This window comes from Streptomyces chrestomyceticus JCM 4735 (assembly GCF_003865135.1).
GTDB lineage: Bacteria > Actinomycetota > Actinomycetes > Streptomycetales > Streptomycetaceae > Streptomyces > Streptomyces chrestomyceticus.
In genome coordinates this window covers 8,125,340-8,142,606 of record NZ_BHZC01000001.1, presented here as the reverse complement: position 1 = coordinate 8,142,606, position 17,267 = coordinate 8,125,340, and the positions used below count along the sequence as shown (strand labels likewise).

Annotated in this window: 9 protein-coding genes and 2 pseudogenes; 5 read left to right on the top strand and 6 right to left on the bottom strand. The window is 74.5% G+C overall.

What is annotated here, in order from left to right:
* Positions 1-268 precede the first annotated feature (268 nt).
* Both EJG53_RS35650 and EJG53_RS35645 read right to left on the bottom strand, forming a co-directional pair.
* Positions 269-1,606, bottom strand: a complete 1,338-nt coding sequence (locus EJG53_RS35650; protein WP_125048363.1) for an NAD(P)/FAD-dependent oxidoreductase — start codon at positions 1,604-1,606, stop codon at positions 269-271.
* Positions 1,603-1,947 (bottom strand): bifunctional 3-phenylpropionate/cinnamic acid dioxygenase ferredoxin subunit, encoded by a 345-nt coding sequence (locus EJG53_RS35645; protein ID WP_125048362.1) that lies wholly within the window; start codon positions 1,945-1,947, stop codon positions 1,603-1,605. Before EJG53_RS35645 ends, EJG53_RS35650 begins: the two co-directional genes overlap by 4 nt.
* 173 nt (positions 1,948-2,120) lie before the next feature.
* Here EJG53_RS35645 and EJG53_RS35640 point away from each other — a divergent pair, with 173 nt between their 5' ends.
* The 5 genes and pseudogenes from EJG53_RS35640 to EJG53_RS35620 form a co-directional block, all read left to right on the top strand.
* A complete protein-coding gene (locus EJG53_RS35640; RefSeq protein ID WP_125048361.1) occupies positions 2,121-2,927 on the top strand; it encodes an IclR family transcriptional regulator in 807 nt (268 codons plus the stop codon).
* A 271-nt stretch (positions 2,928-3,198) separates the two neighbouring features.
* Positions 3,199-4,284, top strand: coding sequence for an S-(hydroxymethyl)mycothiol dehydrogenase (locus tag EJG53_RS35635; RefSeq protein ID WP_125048360.1), 1,086 nt, complete (start codon positions 3,199-3,201; stop codon positions 4,282-4,284).
* 41 nt (positions 4,285-4,325) lie between these two features.
* Positions 4,326-6,745, top strand: a pseudogene (locus tag EJG53_RS35630) (GcvT family protein).
* Between the two features lie 80 nt (positions 6,746-6,825).
* Positions 6,826-8,019, top strand: a complete 1,194-nt coding sequence (solA, locus tag EJG53_RS35625; RefSeq protein WP_125048359.1) for an N-methyl-L-tryptophan oxidase — start codon at positions 6,826-6,828, stop codon at positions 8,017-8,019.
* Positions 8,016-9,155: pseudogene (locus EJG53_RS35620) on the top strand (aromatic ring-hydroxylating oxygenase subunit alpha); the annotation flags it as partial. The gene solA and the pseudogene EJG53_RS35620, both read left to right, overlap by 4 nt.
* On the opposite strand, the gene EJG53_RS35615 reads toward EJG53_RS35620, so the two are convergent.
* The 4 genes from EJG53_RS35615 to pcp all read right to left on the bottom strand — a co-directional run bounded on the left by EJG53_RS35615 (position 9,133) and on the right by pcp (position 17,248).
* The gene (locus tag EJG53_RS35615) at positions 9,133-13,884 is read right to left on the bottom strand and encodes a coiled-coil domain-containing protein (RefSeq protein WP_244955475.1); all 4,752 of its coding nucleotides are present in this window, start codon (positions 13,882-13,884) and stop codon (positions 9,133-9,135) included. The pseudogene EJG53_RS35620 and the gene EJG53_RS35615 sit on opposite strands and share 23 nt — an antisense overlap.
* 88 nt (positions 13,885-13,972) lie before the next feature.
* A complete protein-coding gene (locus tag EJG53_RS35610) occupies positions 13,973-14,863 on the bottom strand; it encodes a hypothetical protein (protein WP_125049811.1) in 891 nt (296 codons plus the stop codon).
* Positions 14,864-14,996: 133 nt separating this feature from the next.
* On the bottom strand, positions 14,997-16,538 hold the full coding sequence (locus EJG53_RS35605) for a hypothetical protein (protein WP_125048357.1): 1,542 nt from the start codon (positions 16,536-16,538) through the stop codon (positions 14,997-14,999).
* Between the two features lie 56 nt (positions 16,539-16,594).
* A complete protein-coding gene (gene pcp / locus EJG53_RS35600; RefSeq protein ID WP_125048356.1) occupies positions 16,595-17,248 on the bottom strand; it encodes a pyroglutamyl-peptidase I in 654 nt (217 codons plus the stop codon).
* Between the last annotated feature and the right edge of the window lie 19 nt (positions 17,249-17,267).

The window sequence follows — 17,267 nt, the reverse complement described above, 5'->3', positions numbered from 1 at the left end:
GGGCAGGGACCCGGGTGGCGGGGCAGGCGGGTACGTGCGGGTACGGGGAGAGTGATGCCGGAGATGGTTCACGACGACGGTGGCATCGGTCCGAGCGGTGACAGGCGCGCCCTGTGGCAGGAGGAGCCGGCGGCCAGGCGGCGGATGGCCGATCCGGTGCGGACGGCCGCGGTGCGCGCGGTCATCATCGCGGCGCTGACGCTCGTTCAGGCCATGGTGGCGTTCTTCTGCACGATGGCGGGCGCCTGGTTCGCCTTCCCCGCGGTGCTCAGTACGGTCGCCAGCACGGTGGTCGCGACGTGGGCGGTGCTGGACGTCTGGGTGACGCGCCAGGTGTGGGTGCAGCGCAACGGGGTCCGCTCGCAGCCGAGCAGTACGGCCAGGCGCCTTCGCCGGGAGCGGCGGCAGGCGCGGCGGGAGGCCCGCAAGGCGCGGCGGCGTCCGCCACGAGTCGGCGGCGCAGCCGCATGAACGGCCGGGGCCGGTCGACGGCGAGCGCCGCGGTGATGCGCCCTTCGCGTTCGTAGACGGCCAGGAAGCCGCGGTCGCCGGGGTCGCCCTCGACGATGCGTACGGTGTCCTGCGGCCCGCGCCGGCCGGCCAACTGGATGCGTGTCCCGTACTGGTCCGACCAGAAGTAGGGCGGCGCGGTGTGCCGTGCGACGGTGGTGCCGGCGAGCAGGTTGCGCACGGCCGTGCCGGGCTGTTCGGTGGCGCTGGTCCAGTGTTCGGTGCGCACGCCCGCGCAGCGGGCCACGTCGCCCGCGGCGACGACCTGCGGCACGGACGTCACGCCGCCCGCGTCGCACACCACTCCGTCGTCCAGGCGCAGTCCGGAGCCGGTCAGCCAGCCGGTGGCGGGGCGCACCCCGATCCCGACGATCACGAGGTCGGCGTCCAGCAGCCGCCCGTCGGCGAGTTCCACCGCCCGTACCCGGCCCGTACCGTCGTCGCGCAGCCCCTTCACGCCCGTGCCGCACAGCAGCCGCACCCCGTGATCCGCGTGCAGTTCCGCGCAGATCCGCGCCAGGTCAGGGCCGAGCTGGGGCACCAGCGGCAGCGGCGCGGCTTCCACGACCGTCACCGGAAGTCCCAGTGCGGCACAGGACGAGGCGGCTTCGGCACCGATGAAGCCGCCGCCGATGACCACCACGCGGGGTGTTCCGTCATGAAGGGCGGCCCGCAGCGCGCAGGCGTCGTCGTAGGTGCGCAGGACGTGCACTCCGGCGAGCGGCGGGCCCGGCAGGGTGCGCGGGGCGGCTCCGGTGGCGATGACGAGGCCGTCGGTGCGCAGGTGGCGGGTGGTACGGCCGTCGTCGAGGGCCACCGTGCGTCCTGCGGTGTCCAGCGCGGTGGCCCGGGTGCCGAGGTGCCACTCGGCGGCCAGTCCGTCCTCCTCTTCCCGGTCGGACAGCCGGAGTTCCGCCAACTCCACGGCGTCCGGGGCGCGTCGGGTGAGGAACGTCTTGGACAACGGCGGCCGGTCGTACGGGCGGTGGGGTTCGGCGCCGACGATCACCAGCCGCCCGTCGAACCCTTCCGCGCGCAGGGCCCGCGCCGCGTACAGTCCTGCCAGTGAGGCGCCGACGACGGTGACGGTCCTCATGCGTAGGCGTCTTCCCGCGCGGCCGGCTCCCGGGCGGCGGGCCGGACATGGATCATGCCGTACGCCTCGGTGACCTCGTGCGTACGGACGGGACGGCGGGCCGGGAGGCAGCTCGGCATCCCGGTGCGCAGGTCGAACAGCGCGGCGTGCAGCGGGCATTCGACCTGGCAGCCCTCCACCCAGCCTTCGGAGAGCGAGGCGTCCTGGTGGCTGCACCGGTCGTCGAGGGCGTAGAGCGCGCCCTCGCTGCGGAAGACGGCGATGGCGGGTGTGGCGGCGTCGATCTCGATCCGTACGGCCCCGCCTTCGGGCAGGTCCTCGGTGCGGCAGACGGGAATCATCTGGCCCCCTCAGCGCTGATCGGTATCATGGCGTTCTGAATAACGCATCGCGTAGCGCATTGCGCAACAGAATCCAGTCCGGTGGGTGTGCCGTCAAGGGGCTGCCGACGCTTCTTCGCCGGGCCCCTTTCGACGTGCCCCGCCGGGGCCGACGGGTGGTGACGTCAGACCCCATGGCGAAGACGACCGATGCGGCCGGTGACCGGTCCGAGGAGAAGCGCGGCGCGGCCGGTTCCGTCCAGTCCGTGGACCGCGCGGTGAGCGTGCTGGAGATCCTGGCCCGGCTCGGCGAGGCCGGGGTCACCGAGATCGCCGAGGAGCTGGGGGTGCACAAGTCCACCGCCTTCCGCATCCTGGGCGTGCTGGAGCACCGCGGCCTCGTGGAGCAGGAGCACGAGCGCGGCAAGTACTACCTGGGCGCGGGGGTGCTGCGGCTGGCCGGGGCCGCCGCCATCCGGCTGGACATCTCGCAGGAGGGCCAGCCGGTGTGCCGGGCGCTCGCCGACGAGACCGGGGAGACCGCCAACATCGCCGTGCTGGACGGGGACGCGGCGGTCAACATCATGCAGGCGCGCGGGGCCGCGGCGGTCACCGCGTACAACTGGCTGGGCCGGCGCACGCCCCTGCACGCGACCGCGAGCGGCAAGGTGCTGCTCGCGCACCTGCCCCGGGAGCGGCGCGAGCGCCTGCTGGAACGCAAACTGGCCCGGTTCACCGCCAACACCCTGACAACGGCAGGCGAGTTGCGGCGACAACTGACCGTTGCGGCAGCCGAGGGATACGCCTGTTCCTGCGAGGAGCTGGAGGTCGGGCTGAACGCGGTGGCGGCGCCGGTGCGGGCCCACGACGGTGCCGTGATCGGCGCGATCGGCGTCTCGGGACCGGCGTACCGGATGGCGGAGCCGCTGCTCGCGGAGCTGGCCGGGCAGGCGGCGCAGGCGGCCGCCGTCCTGTCCCGGCGGATGGGTTTCGCGGGCTGACGGACGGCCACCCGGTCACCCCTTGACGGATCGCTCACGGACTTCCAGCATGTCTCTCATGGCGCAACACTGCGCGCCATGGGCAACACAAGGGATTCCACCGGGCGTTGCTCCGTCTCCACGGTTCCCTGCGCCTCCTCCGGTTCCCCCGATATCCGTGCGGTCGCCCGTGCCCCGTGGGCCCCGTACGCCCCAGCAACCCCCATAACGGCATCCGTGCCAGCTCCACGCACCCGCCCCTGCCCGCGCAGGCGCTGTTTAGGAGTGAGTCATGCCGCACGAAGCCCGCGCCGTCGTCGCCGTCAAGAAGGGCGCCCCCGTCGAGGTGCTGCCGATCCTCGTCCCCGACCCCGGGCCGGGCGAAGTCCTCGTCGGCGTGCAGGCGTGCGGGGTGTGCCACACCGATCTGCACTACCGCGACGGCGCGGTCGGCGACGCCTTCCCCTACCTGCTCGGCCACGAGGCCGCCGGGGTCGTCGAGGCCACCGGCCCGGACGTCACCGGCCTGGCGCCGGGCGACTACGTGGTGCTCGCCTGGCGCGCCCCCTGCGGGCGGTGCCGCTCCTGCCGCCGCGGCCGTCCCTGGTACTGCTTCGACTCGCGTAACGCCGGCCGGCCGATGACCCTGCTGGACGGTACCCCGCTGACCCCGGCCCTGGGCATCGGCGCCTTCACCGAGAAGACGCTGGTCGCCGCCGGACAGGCGGTGCGCGCCGACCCGGCGGCCCGCCCCGAGGCGGCGGGGCTGATCGGCTGCGGGGTGATGGCCGGGTACGGGGCCGCGGTGCACACCGGGGGCGTGGGCAGCGGTGACACGGTGGCGGTGATCGGCTGCGGCGGGGTCGGCAACGCCGCCATCGCCGGGGCCTCCCGGGCCGGTGCGCGCCGGGTCATCGCCGTGGACATCGACGACGGCAAGCTGGACGCCGCCGAGCACTTCGGCGCCACCGACACCGTCAACTCGCGCGGCACCGACCCCGTCGAGGCGGTGCGGGCCCTGACCGGCGGGCACGGCGCCGATGTCGTGATCGACGCGGTGGGCCGTCCGGAAACGTTCCGGCAGGGCTTCTACATGCGGGGCCTGGCGGGCACGCTGGTGCAGGTCGGCGTCCCGGAGCCGGACATGCGCATCGAGCTGCCGCTGCTGGACGTGTTCGCGCGCGGCGGCTCCCTGAAGTCCTCCTGGTACGGCGACTGTCTGCCCAGCCGGGACTTCCCGGTCCTGATCGACCTGCATCTGAGCGGCAAGCTGGACCTGGAGGCGTTCGTCTCGGAGACGGTGGGCCTCGCGGACGTGGAGGCGGCCTTCGCACGGATGCGGCGCGGTGAGGTGCTGCGTTCGGTGGTGGTCCTGTGAACACCCGGCCCGCTGCGGGCGGCGGTCCGGCTCCCGCCCGCATCGTGATCATCGGCGCGGGCATCGTGGGCTGCTCCCTCGCCGACGAGCTGACCGCACGCGGTGCGCATGACGTCACCGTGCTGGAGCAGGGGCCCCTCCACGCGCCCGGCGGCTCCACCTCGCACGCCCCGGGACTCGTCTTCCGTACCAACGTCTCCAAGACGCTGAGCGACTTCGCCAAGTACACCGTCGAGAAGTTCTCCGCCCTGACCGAGGAGGGGCGGCCGTGCTTCGACGCCGTCGGCGGACTGGAGATCGCCACCACCGAGGAGCAGTGGGCCGAGCTGCACCGCAAGGCCGGGCTCGCGGCGTCCTGGGGCATCGAGGGCGAGGTCGTCGATGCCCGGCGGTGCGCCCGGCTCTGGCCGATGCTGGACGCCGCCAAGGTGCTGGGCGGTTTCCACACGCCCGGCGACGGGCTGGCCAGGGCGCTGCCCGCCGCCCGCGCGCAGACCGCACGGGCGCGGGCCCGGGGCGCCCGCTTCCTCGGCCGGCACACCGTCACGGGCATCGAGCGGGACGCGGGCCGGGTCACGGCCGTCGTCACCGACCGGGGTTCCTTCCTCGCGGACGCCGTGGTGTCGGCGGCGGGCTTCTGGGGGCCGGTGATCGGGGCCATGGCGGGCGTGTCCGTACCGCTGCTGCCGCTGGCGCACCAGTACGTGAAGACATCGGCGCTCACCGGGCCGGACGGCCGACGGCCGGTCCTGCGCTTCCAGGAACGGGACCTGTACTTCCGCGAGCACGTCGAAGAGGGCTCCGGTACGGGCCGGATCGGCATCGGCTCGTACGCCCACCGCCCGATGCCCGTCGACCCGGCCGCCGTGCCCGCCTTCGACGACGCCCCCGTGATGCCCTCCTCGCTCCCCTTCACCGACGACGACTTCGCCCCCAGTTGGGACGACAGCCGCTGGCTGCTGCCCGCCCTGGACGGCGCCCGGGTCGAGGAAGGCTTCAACGGCGTCTTCTCCTTCACCCCCGACGGCATGCCGCTGCTCGGCGAGACGCCCGGACTGCGCGGCTTCTGGCTGGCCGAGGCGGTGTGGGTGACCCATGCGGCGGGCGTCGCCAAGGCGGTCGCCGAATGGCTCACCGAGGGCCGCCCCGCCACCGATGTGCACGAGTGCGAGATCTCCCGCTTCGAGGAGGCCCAGCTCTCCCCCGCCTACGTCGCCGAGCGCGGCCGTCAGCAGTTCGCCGAGGTGTACGACGTCATCCACCCGCTCCAGCCGCTGCGCCGCCCGCGCCCGCTGCGCGTCAGCCCCTTCTACGAGCGGCAGCGGGAACTCGGCGCGTACTTCCTCGAAGGCACCGGCTGGGAGCGCCCGCACTGGTACGAGGCCAACGCCCCGCTGGCCGACGGCATCCCGCTGCCGGAGCGGGACACCTGGTCCGCCCGCCACTGGTCGCCGGTCGCCGCGGCCGAGGCGCGCGCCACCCGGGAGCGGGTCGCGCTGTACGACATGACACCGCTCAGGCGCCTGGAGGTCAGCGGGCCGGACGCGTTGAACTTCCTCCAGTACCTGACCACCAACCAGCTCGCCAAGAAGCCGGGCTCGGTGACGTACACGCTGCTGCTGGACGACGCGGGCGGCATCCGCAGCGACCTGACCGTGGCCCGCCTGGCGGCCGACCGCTTCCAGGTCGGCGTCAACAGCGGCATGGACCTCGACCACCTGACCCGGCACGCGCCCGTCGGCGTGCAGGTCCGCGACATCACGCCCGGCACCTGCTGCGTAGGTGTCTGGGGCCCGCGCGCCCGGGACCTCGTACAGCCGCTGACCCGCACCGACTTCGGGCACCGCGCGTTCGGCTACTTCAAGGCGAAGCATGCGTACCTCGGCGAGGTGCCGGTGACCGCGCTGCGGCTGTCGTACGTCGGCGAGCTGGGCTGGGAGCTGTACACCAGCGCCGACCTGGGGCTGCGCCTGTGGGACACGCTCTGGGCGGCGGGACAGCCGTACGGCGTGATCGCGGCCGGGCGCAGCGCGTTCACCAGCCTCCGACTGGAGAAGGGGTACCGCGCCTGGGGCAGGACATGACCACCGAGCACGACCCGTACGAGACGGGCCTGGGCTGGGCGGTCCGGATGGACAAGGGTGACTTCGTGGGGCGCGCGGCCCTGGAGGGGCGGTCGGCCGACAGCGCGCGGCGCAGGCTGGTGTGCCTGACGCTCGACGATCCGGCGGCGGTCGTCCTGGGCAAGGAGCCGGTGTACGTGGACGGCGCGCCCGCGGGCTATGTGACCAGCGCGGCGTACGGATACTCCGTCGGGCGGACGGTCGCGTACGCGTGGCTGCCGTCGCGTGCCGCGGTGCCCGGGACCGCCGTGCACATCGAGTACTTCGGGGAGAAGGCCGCGGCGACGGTCGCGGCCGAGCCGCTGTTCGACCCCGCGATGGAACGTATCCGCAGATAGTCCGCGCAGGCCCGGAGCCCCGGGCCCGTACCTGGCAGCCCGCAGCCCGTCGGGTGTCCCCGCCGAACCGGGAGGTCCGCTTGTCCCCCACCCATGACGTGATCGTGATCGGCCTCGGCGGCATGGGCAGTGCCGCGGCCCACCACCTGGCGGCGCGCGGCGCCCGTGTGCTGGGGCTGGAGAAGTTCGGCCCGGTGCACCGACACGGCTCCAGCCACGGCGGTTCGCGCGTCACCCGCCAGTCGTACTTCGAGGACCCGGCGTACGTACCGCTGCTGCTGCGCGCCTACGAGCTGTACGCGGAGCTGGAACGTTCCACCGGGCGGCGGATCGCCACGCTGTGCGGCGGGGTGATGCTCGGCCGGCCGGAGAGCCGTACCGTCGCCGGGTCGCTGCGCTCGGCCCGTACCTGGGACCTGCCCCACGAGATGCTCGACGCGCGGGAGGTCCGCCGCCGCTTCCCGACGCTCACCCCGGCCCCTGACGAGGTCGCCCTGTACGAGGCCAGGGCCGGGTTCCTGCGCCCGGAGAACACCGTCGCCGCGCAGCTCCAGCTCGCCACCCAGGGCGGCGCCGACCTGCACTTCCAGGAGCCGGTCACCCGGTGGGAAGCGCTGCCCGGCGGCCGCGGTGTGCGGGTCCACACGCCCGAGGACGCCTATACCGCCGGGCAACTGGTGATCTGCCCCGGAGCGTGGGCACCCGCGCTGCTGTCCGACCTGGGGGTGGCGTTCACCGTGGAGCGCCAGATCATGCACTGGTTCGAGCCCACCGGCGGCACCGGCCCGTACGTCCCGGAGCGGCACCCCGTCTACATCTGGGAGGACACCGGCGGCGTCCAGATCTACGGCTTCCCCGCCATCGACGGGCCGGGCGGCGGCGCGAAGGTGGCGTTCTTCCGCCGGGGCACCGTGTGCACGCCGGAGACCGTCGACCGGACCGTGCACGAGGACGAGGTACGGGCCATGGCCGGGCAGGCGGCCCGGCTGCTGCCGTCCCTCCCCGGCCGCCATCTGACGTCCGTCACCTGCATGTACACCAACACCCCCGACGAGCACTTCGTCCTCGCGCGGCATCCGGCGCACCCCGACTCCGTGACCGTGGCCTGCGGGTTCTCCGGGCACGGCTTCAAGTTCGTACCCGTGGTGGGCGAAATCCTCGCCGACCTGGCGCTGACCGGCCGGACCGGGCACCCCGTCGAGCTGTTCGCCCCCGGGCGGCTGCGCACAACCGCTACCTCCCCTGTCCCTTCCGCCCCAGGAGGCGTCCGATGACCCTCGCTCCCGAGACCGCCGGGACCACCACGGGCGGCAGCCTCACCAGCACCCTCCCGGGCGCCCTCTACACCGACCCCGCCGTCTTCCGCCAGGAACAGCGGCACATCTTCGAGTCCCTGTGGTGCTGCGCGGTGCGCGCCGCCGACCTGCCACGGCCGGGCGCCTTCCGTACGGTGCAGATCGGCCGGGAGAGCGTGCTGATCGTCCGCAACCGGCGCGGCGGCTTCGGCGCCTACCTCAACGTGTGCCGCCACCGGGGCGCCCGGCTGTGCACCGACGAGTCCGGCGAGGTGCGGCGCAACCTCCAGTGCCCGTACCACGCCTGGACGTACGACCTGGACGGGCGGCTGGTGGCCGCGCCCAACCTCCAGCGGATGCCGGACGTGGACCGCTCCGAACGCGGGCTGCTGCCCGTCCGGCTGCGCGAGTGGCTGGGCTACGTGTGGGTGTGCCTGGCCGACGAGCCGCCGTCGTTCGAGGAGACGGTGACCGGCACGGTCGCCGAACGGCTGGGCGGCACGGAGGCGATCGAGCGGTACGGGATGGATGGGCTGGACCTCGGGAGGCGCATCACCTACGACGTCCGCGCCAACTGGAAGCTGATCGTCGAGAACTTCATGGAGTGCTACCACTGCGCCACCATCCACCCCGAACTGACCGAGATGCTCCCGGAGTTCGCGGACGGGTACGCCGCGCAGTACTACGTCGGGCACGGCGCGGAGTTCGCGGCGGAGGCCGAGGGGTTCACCGTCGACGGCAGCGGCGGCTTCGCGCGGATCGCGGGCATCGAGGAGAGCCAGGACCGCCGCTACTACGCCATCACCGTCCGCCCGCAGGTCTTCCTCAACCTCGTGCCCGACCACGTCATCGCGCACCGGATGTTCCCGCTGGCCGCGGACCGCACCGTGGTGGAGTGCGACTGGCTGTACGCCCCCGAGGTGGTGGCCTCGGGGGCGGACCTGTCACGGTCGGTGGAGCTGTTCCACCGGGTCAACGCGCAGGACTTCGCCGCCTGCGAGCGGACCCAGCCCGCGATGGACTCGCGGGCCTACCGGGCCGGCGGGGTGCTCGTCCCCAGCGAGCACCACATCGCCGACTTCCACCGGTGGGTCACTCGGCTGCTGCCGGGGAGTCCTGGGGCTCCTGGCCCTGACGCTCACGAGCCCGAGGTTCCTGCGGCTGGGACACCTCAGGCTCCGGCCGCGGCTGCTCGTCCTCCGGACGGCGGTACATCCGCGTCGCCGTGATCTGCCCGTGCACCGGCTCCGACCCGGGGTCCTGCTGCGGCAGACCGGGCCGCAGATGCTCCTCGACGCTGATGTACTTCAGCCCGGCCCGCAGGTCCGCGTCGTTGCGCAGGCGGATGACCAGCGGGAACTCGGCGAGCGCCGTGGTGTCGAAGAGACCGGTGGTGTACAGGAGCTGCACGCCCAGCGCGTCGGCGACGGCGCGCTGGAGCTCCAGCAGGTACGTCGCGTTGGCGCGGCCGATGGGGTTGTCCAGGAACAGCGTGCCCGCGTGCCGCTGCTTGTCGCGGCCCCGGTCGTTGCTGCGCAGCGCGGCCATCGTGCAGTACAGGGCGATGGCCGCGGTGAGCAACTGGCCGCCGGAGAACACATCGCCCATCTGCCCGACCGGGACGCGCTCGGCGCGCAGCACCGCGTCCGGCTTGAGGATCTCCACGGCCACGCCGCGCGGCTGGAGTGCGGCGCTGACGCCGCGCAGCAGCAGGGACATGCCGTCCCGTCGCAGGTCGCTGTTCTTCTTGACCGCCGAGCGCGTCGCCTCGTCGATCACCTCGCCCAGCCGCTCGGTGAGCGTGGCCTGGTCCGGGTCGTCGAAGCGGATGCGCAGGAACTCCTGGCCGGACCACTCCCCCAGGCCCTCCGGGAGCCGGGACAGCCGCTGGGCGGAGCGCAGCGTGGTCAGTGACGAGTCGACCAGGCCGCGCAGCCGGTCCACGATGCTGTCGCGGTTGCGTTCGAGCTGGGCCAGTTCGTCGGTGAGCACCCGCAGCCGGGGCGCGAAGGCGTCGGCCCACTTGGCGGCGTGGTCGGGCAGCGCCGCCGCGGGCAGTTCGCGGATCTGCTGCCGGGCGGGCGTACGGACCTGCTCGTACTTGGTGGAGTTGGCGTGCCGTACGAGGACGTCGCTGGCCTCGCGGACCGCGGACTCGGCCGCCGACAGGTCGCTCGCGCAGCCGCGCAGCGAACGGCGGGACTCGGCGGCGGCCTGCCGTGCGTCCTCCAGGCGGCCCGCGTACGCCTCGGGGCACTCGCCCTCGTCCTCCTGGGTGTCGCGCAGCAGGTCGCGCAGCATGGCGGCGAGCTCGTCGAAGCCCGCCGCGGCGTCCTCGGCGGCGCGGTGGGCGCGCAGCAGCTCGGTGTGGGTGGCGCGGGCCGTCTCCAGCGCGTCGTCGGCGGTGGTCAGTTCGGCGTTGGCGGTGCGCAGCAGCTCCTTCGCGCGCTCCGCGTCGGCGGGGACCATGTCTTCGGGCAGCTCGGTGTGCGCCTCGCCGTCGGCCGGGGCGAGCCGTTCGGCCTCGCCGCGCAGCCGGCCGAGCTGCTCGCTGGCGGCGGAGGCACGCGCCTCAAGCCGGGCGACCAGCGCCTCGGCACGGGCGGACGCGGCCTGCCGGGACGGACCGTCGGCGGCGTCGGGGCTGTCCAGGAGCTGTTCGGCGCGGGTGCGGACCTTGTTGGTGAGGCGGTTCAGCTCGGCGAGCGCGGCGCTCTCGTCGCCTTCGGCGCGGGCCTGTTCGGCGCGCAGGTCGGCGCCGACGCCCACCTTCTCGTAGAGCTGGGAGGCGGCCCGGTACGCCTCGCGCAGGGAGGGCAGCGAGCCGGGTGCGGGCTCGTCGCCGTCCTCGCCCATGTCGTCCGGCACACCGGCGATCTCGGCGCGCTCGGCGCGCAGCGCGTGAGCGGTACGGCGGGCGTCGTCGGCGGCGCGCTGGGCGGTACGGCGGTCCTCGTCGGCGGCGCGCGCACGGTCCACGCACTCCTCGGCGCGGGCCTCCAACTCGGCCACCTCGTCGGCCAGTTCACGCAGCCGGGCCTGCCAGGAGGCGCGCTCGCGCAGCCGGTGGGCGAGCCCGGCGAGGGCGTCGGCGACCCGGCGGGCGCGCTGCGCGGCCTCCTGCCGTTCGTCGCGCACCCGGGCGGTCTCGGCGGCCTCCTCCTCGGCCTCGGCCCGTGCCGTACGGACCTCGGCCAGTTCCCCGGCGGCGGTGTCGGCGGCCGTACGGGCTTCCTCGGCGGCGGTGGCCAGTTCGGCGAGGCGGCCGGCCGGGCAGCCCGTACGCCAGGAGGAGAGACGGGCGGCCAGCGCGCGGTCACCGGCCAGCCGGGCCGCCAGCACGCGGATCTCGTCGTCCCGCTCTATGGCGCGGGCCCGCAGCGCCTGGCGCTCCTCGTCGGCGGCGGACTCGTCGTGCATGGCCGGGTTCGGCGGGACGAGGAAGACGCCGCTGTCCTGGGCATCCGGGGCAGGCGTGGGCGCGAGCAGGGCGGCGGCAGTGCCGACGGCGACGGTGGAGCGCGGCAGCAGCGCGGCCTGGGCGAGCACGTCGCGGGCGCGGGCGTGGGTCTCCGGGTCGGTGATGATGACGCCGTCGACCAGCTCAGGACGGGCGGCCAGGACGCGGGTGTGGTCGGCGGGGTCGACGGACTGGGCGAGGTAGCGCCAGCCGGGCAGCGCGGGCACGCCGTGCTCGCCCAGGTACTCGACGGCGGCGAGCACGTCGGGGCCCGGCGGCAGCAGGCCGCCGTCGCCCAGCGCGCCGAGGATGCGGGCGTCGTCGGCGGCGGCGGTGCGCAGGTCGAAGAGCTGGCGTTCGGCGGAGGCGACGCTCTCGTCGAGGAGTTCCTGGAGGTCGTCCGCGTTGCGGTCGAGTTCTTCGGCGGTCAGGGGGCCTTCGGAGGCAGGGCGCGGGACGCGGCGGGGGCCGTCGCCCTCGCCCGCTCCGTCCCCGGCGCGCTGTCCGGGCACGCCCGCCTTGGGTGCGGCCTGCGGCAGTCCGAGCAGGTCGGCGAGCCGCTGTTCGGCGCCGATCGACTCGGCGGCCTGCCGCTCGGCGTCGTACGCGCGCTCCGCCGCCTGGGCGGCGTCCTCGGCACGGGCCGCGGCCAGCTCGGCGGCGGCCAGCCGGGTGGCGGCCTCGCGGGCGCGGTCGGCGGAGCGGGTGGCGGCCTCGCGGGCCGCGTCCCAGCCCTCGACCGTGGACTTCTCGGCGTCCGAGGCGGCGAGCGCGGCGCGGGCCGGGTCGGCGTTCGGCGCGGAGTCGTCGAGCCAACCGGCCCGTACGGCCTCGGCGGTCTCCTGCTCGACCTCGGCCAGGCGCTGCTTGAGGTGTTCGGCCTCGCTGCGGGCGCGCTGGGCGTGGGTGGCGGCGGCGGTGGCGTCGCGGTGCGCGGTGTCGCTGGTGTCCTGGAGGGCTGCGGAACGCTCCTCCTGCTCGTTGGCGATGCCCTCGCTGACGTCGGCGGCGCCCTGGAGGGCGCGCACCAGCTCGGTGGCGGCCTTGGTACGGGCGGCGAGCGCGGGCGCGGCGTCCCGCTCGGCCTCGCGGATCGCGGCGGCGACCCGGGTGGCCCGGTCGGCGGCGGCGCGGTGGCGCAGCACGATCTCGGCGGCCTGCCAGGCGGAGTGCAGCGTACGGGCGTCGTTCAGCTCGCGGCGCTGGGCGGCGGCGCCCTTCTCGGCGGCGGCGAGCGCCAGCGACGCGTGCCGGTAGGCGATCTCGGCGGAGATCAGCGCGCGGCGCTCGCGGACCCGCTCGGCGTCGGTGACCGCGTGCGCGGCGGTGGCGACCTGCTCGGCGAACTCGGCGGCGCGGCCGCGCTCCTCGGTGCCTCGGGCGTGCAGCCGCCGGGCGAGGGTACGGGTGCGGCGTTCGGCGCCGGCGTGCACGTCACGGGCGGTCTCGCGGTGTTCGGCGGCGTCCGCGATACGTGACAGGAGGTCCAGCGAACCGGCGGTGAAGTCGCGCTCGGCGGTCAGTTCGGCGCGGCGGCCGAGCTTGTGGGCGAAGCCGTGCACGAGGTCGGCGAGGCCGTCGGTGTCGCGGGTGTCGGTGACGGCGCGCAGCAGCAGGTCGGTGAAGTCGGAGTCGTTCTTCACCGCGAAGAGGCCGGCCGCCTCGCCCTCGTCGGCGTTCATCTCCCGCTGGTAGCGGAAGAGTTCGGGGTCCAGGCCCAGTTCGCCGAGGTGCTCGTTCCACCGCTCGTGGATCTCGACCCAGGAGACGTCCAGGTTGGGGTAGTTCTTGCCGGCCTCCACCAGGGCGTCGCGGAATCCCTTCATCGTACGGCGGCGGCCCTTGGCCCCGGAGAAGCCCTCGGCCGTCTCGCCGCGCGGCCGGACGACGGTGGCCTCGGCGACCGGCAGCGAGTCCAGGCTCATGCCGGGCCCGGGGCGGAAGCTGTACCAGGCTTCGGCGAACTTGCGGGGGTCGTTGGAGACCTGCCGGCCGCGCCATTCGCTGACCTTGCCGACGACGATGGACTCGCCGGTGAGGGTGTGCTGCCACTCCAGGGCGACGTGGCCGCAGTCGTCGGCCAGCAGGAACTTGCGCAGCACGCCGGAGCTGGCGCCGCCCAGGGTGTTGCGGTGGCCGGGCAGCATCACCGAGAAGATCAGCTTGAGCAGGACGGACTTGCCGCCGCCGTTCTCCAGGAAGAGGACGCCGGCGGGGGCGGGGCGGCGCGGCGGGCCGACCGGTTCGTCCTCGAAGAAGTCCGCCTGCGCCGGCGCCGGGTCGGGCACGGGCGCGCCGACTCCGCGCAGGTCCAGCACGGTGTCGGCGTAGCGCGCACCGGCGGGCCCGATGGAGTAGAGGCGGACCCGGGACAGCTCGTACATGGCGGCGGACTCTCGTTGTGTGGGCGGACGGTGGTCGGTGGACCGGCGGTCGGTGGGTCCGGGGCCGGGTGGTGCCCGGCCCCGGGCGTCAGGAGGAGTGGAAGGGCAGTCCCGCGTCGGACACCAGGTCGAGGTCCTCGGTGTCCTCGGCGGGCAGCAGGCTGGCGCTGCCGTCGCCGACCGGGACGACGCCCAGCTCCAGCAGTTCGGCCATGGCGGCGGTGCCCGCCATGTCGCGCACCTGGAGCTGGTAGCGGGCGGTGGTGCGGTAGGAGCCGCCGGAGTCGTCGCCGGTGCGCTGGAGGAAACCGGAGTCGACGAGGAAGGCGACGGCCTTGGCGATGATGCCGGTGGTCGAACCGGCGAGCCGCCGCGCGTCCTTGGTGGCGCCGGTGGCGCTGCGCCGCGCGTAGGTCCGCCAGGCGGCTTCGAGGCCGGGGGCGTCGGTGGCGGGGTCGGTGTTCTCGCCCTGTTCCTCGGCGCGCTCCTCCAGGCGGCGGCACGCCTGCCGGACGAACGCGTCGACACCGTTGACGGTGATCCGGCCGATGTAGCCGTCGTCGGCGAGGTCCTCGGGGCGCGGGAAGGCCATGGCGGCGACGGCGAGGTGGGCGAGGCCGTGCAGGAAGCGGTCGGCGGAGTCGGCGGAGGCGCGGCGGGCGTAGTCGCCCATCCGTACGGCGAAGACGGAGTCCTCGTCGGCGGTGACGGCCATGCCGGCGCGCGGCGAGACCTCCAGGACGACCAGGCCGAGGCCGGTGGCGACGGCGTCGGCCAGGCGCGCGAAGGCGGGCTCGTCACGGTAGCGGCGGAGCAGTTCGCCGTACTCGGCGTCGCGGGCGGGCAGCAGCTTGGGCTGGAGCCCGAAGGAGACGAGGCGCGCGGCGTCCGCGGCGTCGGCGGGCGTCACGGGCGCCGGGCCCGAAGGCGCGGCGGGGCCGGGCGTGGACCATCCCGGCTGCTCCACGGTGGCGGTCAGGTCCCCCTGCGCCGGTTCCTCGGCGCCGTCCTCGACGGCGGTTCCGTACTCACTCACGCCCGTACCTCCATGCGAACTTCCTGGTGCCGCCGTGCTGTCGGCGTCCTGCGCGCGTCCTGTCCGGCCGCCGGCATCACGCCACCTCCGAGCGGTCGGCCGCCATGCCCGCCGCGTCCAGCAGGGCCTTGCCGACGATGAGGTCGGCGCCGCCGAACTCCTCGTCCTCCAGCACGGTGCCGTCGTCGACGGCGAACAGGAGCTGCTGTTCGCCCTGGCGGTAGGCCGTGCCGACCGGCGGGCTGGCCGCGTGCACCGCCAGCAGGGCGACGAGATACGGCAGGTCGGGGTCGCTGCGGCGGGCCTCGGCGAGCAGTCCGGACAGCCGGCGGGGCGCGTCGGCGGGCAGGTCGAGCAGGGCCTGGGCGGCTTCGAGCTGCTCCTCGGAGAAGCGGCTGTCGTCCGGGGTGGCGATCAGGTCCGGCTCGGGCATCTCGGCGCCCAGGTGCTCGCGCTCGACGGGCGGCTGGAACAGCAGGCCGACCAGGTCGCCGAGCCGTACGGACGTGCCCGTACGGAAGCCCGTGCCGCGCGCGAAGAAGGCGTCGGTGACCCGGATCGCCTGCTCCACGGGCAGCGGCAGGACCGGGGCGACCAGTTGGCCGTACAGGTCGAGGCCGGAGCGACCGGCGGGCGGCGCGAACGCCTGGCGGTCCTGCTCGGCGCGGAAGAGGGGGCCCGCCTCCAGCAGCCGGGACTGGAGCTGGGTGTGGCGGCGGATGCAGTCCTTGACGATGTCGACCAGCTCGGCGGCGCGCCGCTTGTGCTCCTGGTCCTCGGTCTCGTCGCGGGCCTTGCGGATGTTGGTGAGGATCGCGTTCTCGTGGCGGTAGCGCTCGGCGACGTGGTCGAGGGCTTCGGCGATCATGTCGGGGACGGCGCGCAGCCAGTCCACCGCGCGGACGTTGCGGCGGGTGGCGTCCAGGGTGCGGCGCAGCGTCTCGGCGTACTGCACGGTGCGGTAGCGGGCCTGCTCGGCGGCGAGCTGGGCGTCCGCCAGCCGGCCGCGGCTGATGAGCACCTCCAGCTTGACCTCGGCGGCGATCTGGGCGCTCGTCACGTCCGTGTCGAGGGCGCCGACCAGGACGTTGACGGCTTCGTCGGTCGTGCGGAGGTAGATGCCGCCGCCCGGGCCCGGGACCTCCTCGATGAGCTTGAAGTCGTAGTCCCGGCGGACGTACTCGCCCTCGGGGCCGAAGGTGCCGTACACGGCGCGGAAGCCGCGGTCGACGCTGCCGACGTTGATCAGGTTCTCCAGCACCCAGCGGGCGACGCGCTCGTGCTCGGCGGCGGGGCGGCGCGGGGTCTGCGCGGCGATCCTCGGGAGCAGCCTGGCCACTATCTCCTCGTGGTCGGCGCCGGTGTCGAAGTCCATGTGGAGGGTGACCAGGTCGATGGCGGCGAGCGCCACCTCCGCCATCGCGTACACCCCGTACTCACCGGCGAGGTTGGCCTTGCGCGCGTCGAGGTCGTGCAGCGGCGCGGTGCACGCGAGGGCGCGCAGCCGGCGGGCCAGGCCCTCGTCGGCGGCCGGGCCCGGCGCGGGCCGGGCCGGGCCTTCGGGCCGGGCCACGCCGTTGAGCTGGGACGTCGCGGTCCCCGGGGCAGGAAAAGTCACGTCGCACAGCGTAGGCGGTCGCACTGACAACGGACGAAACGGCACGGGCCCCGAGGTCAGTGTGTGGCGCCTCCGACGGCCTTGATGTCCGTATTTGTACGGGCGGCGGTGGCGGCGATCACACGCAGTCCCTCGGCGACGGCGCTCACCGCGAGTGAGGGCAGCGACCGGCCGGCGACCTGTCCGGGAGCGTACGGCACGTGCACGAAGCCGCCGCGCAGCGCGGGCCGCTCGGTCGCGATCAGGTGCATCAGGTCGTAGAAGACGTGGTTGCAGACGAAGGTGCCCGCGGTGTTGGAGACGGAGGCCGGCACCCCCGCCTCCCGTACGGCGGCCACGCACGCCTTGACCGGCAGCGCGGCGAAGTACGCGGCGGGGCCGCCGGGGACGATCGGCTCGTCGATGGGCTGGGCGCCGGAGACGTCGGGGATGCGGGCGTCGTCGATGTTGACGGCGACCCGCTCCACCGTCAGGTCGGGCCGGCCGCCCGCCTGGCCGACGCAGAGCACGACGTCGGGGTCGTGTGCCGCGACGGCCTCGCGGAGCGCGGTGCGCGAGCGCCCGTAGACGCAGGGCAGTTCCACGGCGGTCATCTCCAGCCCGGCGGGCGGCTCGGCGGCCGCGGCCCGTACCGCCTCCCAGGAGGGGTTGGAGCTCTCGCCGTCGAAGGGCTCGAAGCCGGTGAGCAGGATGCGGGTCGTCCGCGTCATGGCGTTCCCTGTGGTTCGT